Origin of the sequence: Sphingobium cupriresistens (assembly GCF_004152865.1) — a bacterium.
In the GTDB taxonomy this organism is placed as follows: domain Bacteria; phylum Pseudomonadota; class Alphaproteobacteria; order Sphingomonadales; family Sphingomonadaceae; genus Sphingobium; species Sphingobium cupriresistens.
On sequence record NZ_SEOO01000107.1, the window covers coordinates 1 to 1672 of the forward strand.

1 protein-coding gene is annotated in these 1672 nt (G+C 65.6%); it reads right to left on the reverse strand.

The annotated features are described in order from the left end of the window. Window positions 1-45: 45 nt before the first annotated feature. Window positions 46-1560, reverse strand: a complete 1515-nt coding sequence (gene istA, locus EWH12_RS21785) for an IS21 family transposase (protein ID WP_041378971.1) — start codon at window positions 1558-1560, stop codon at window positions 46-48. Window positions 1561-1672 lie beyond the last annotated feature (112 nt).

Here is a 1672-nt window from a genome sequence, read left to right on the forward strand (position 1 = left end):
CCCGCCATGCCCTTGAGCCCAAGCCCGCGCATCGCCTCGATCATGTCATGCCGCTGCATCGAAGGTCCTCAGCTGGTCGTAACGGGCGCAGTCGGCGATCGGCGGATGGCGCAAGGCGCTGTCTTCGGAGGTGATGATGGTGAGCGGTCGCGGCGGTTCGCGGCGCCGCGCCAGGATGTTGAGGATCAGGTCGTCGCTCGCCGTGCCGGTCGCCAATGCCTCGCGGACGGCCGCTTCGACCGGCTCCAGACCATCGGTCAGCACGGCCGACAGCACACGGACGAACCGGCGGTCGGCATCGTCGCCATTGCCAAGCTTGCGGCGCAGGCGCGCCAGCGCCGGCGGCAGATCCCAGTCCTGGAAGGGCGCGCCGTTCCGCAGCGCTCCGGGCTTGCGGGCCAGTACCGGCAGATAATGCCAGGGGTCATAGATCGTGCGGTTGCGCCCGAAGTAGCGGGGATGCTCGGCGACAACCTCCTCGCCGCAGCGCACGACAATGCGGTCGGCATAGGCCCGGACCTGCACCGTCCGCCGCGCCACCGTCGAGAGAACCGAGTAGCGGTTGCGATCGAAGCTGATCAGGCAGGTGCCCGTCACCGCATGCTCGCTCTCGTTAAAGCCGTCGAACGGTCCCAGCATCGGCTGCAGTGCCGATCGCTCGATCTCCAGCGCCTGCGCCACGGTCAGCTCGCCCTGTTCCGGGTGTGCCTGTCGTTCCGCCCAGCGCTGGCACTCGGCCTCCAGCCAGCCATTGAGCTCGTCGAGGCTGGCGAACCGCAACCGGGGTTGGAAGAAGCGGCCCCGGATCGTCTGCACCTGGTTCTCGACCTGGCCCTTCTCCCATCCCGCCGCCGGCGAGCAGGCGGTGGGCTCGACCATATAATGGTCGGTCATGATCAGGAACCGCCGGTTGAAGACCCGCTCCTTCCCCGTGAACACGCTCGTCACCGCCGTCTTCATATTATCGTAGATGCCGCGGCCCGGCACGCCGCCGAAGAAAGCAAAGCCGCGCGCATGCGCGTCGAACAGCATCTCCTGACTCTCGCGCGGATAGGCCCGGACATAGACCGCCCGCGATGCACACAGCCGCATATGCGCAACCTTCACGCGCATCGGCTTGCCGGCGATCTCCACATCCTCATGGCTCCAGTCGAACTGGTAGGCCTCGCCCGGCTTGAACATCAGCGGGATGAAGGCGGTGACACCATCGCCGGCATCCTTGCGCCGGTCGGCCTTCCAGCGCGCCGCGTAGCGCCGAACGGCATCGTAGGAACCCTCAAAACCTTCGCGCTCCAGCAGATCATGTATCCGCGTCATCCGCAGTCGCTCGCGCCTGCCGCGCACCTCGTTCTCTTCCAGCAGTGTGTTCAGGCGATCCTGAAACGGCCCGATCCTAGGCAGTGGCTGAACCTTGCGCTGATAGTCGAATGCGCCTTCCGGCGCCCGGATCGCCTTGCGGATCACCTTCCGCGACACATGCAAATCCCGCGCGATCGCCTTGATCGCCTTGCCGCCGGCATACTCGCGCCGAATCCGAACCACTGTCTCCAAAATCAACATCCCGATCTCGCCGCCTGAAAATCCAGCCGGCTGCTTAAACCATCGAAATGAGGGGTCCCTTTTAGACGCCGATCACCCCGCTAACGGGGTCCTTTTTGCACGCCGATCCACA

What these genes read in the sequence shown, in the direction of transcription:
- istA (WP_041378971.1), bottom strand. Translation starts at nt 1,560, where the DNA reads ATGTTGATTTTGGAGACAGTGGTTCGGATTCGGCGCGAGTATGCCGGC.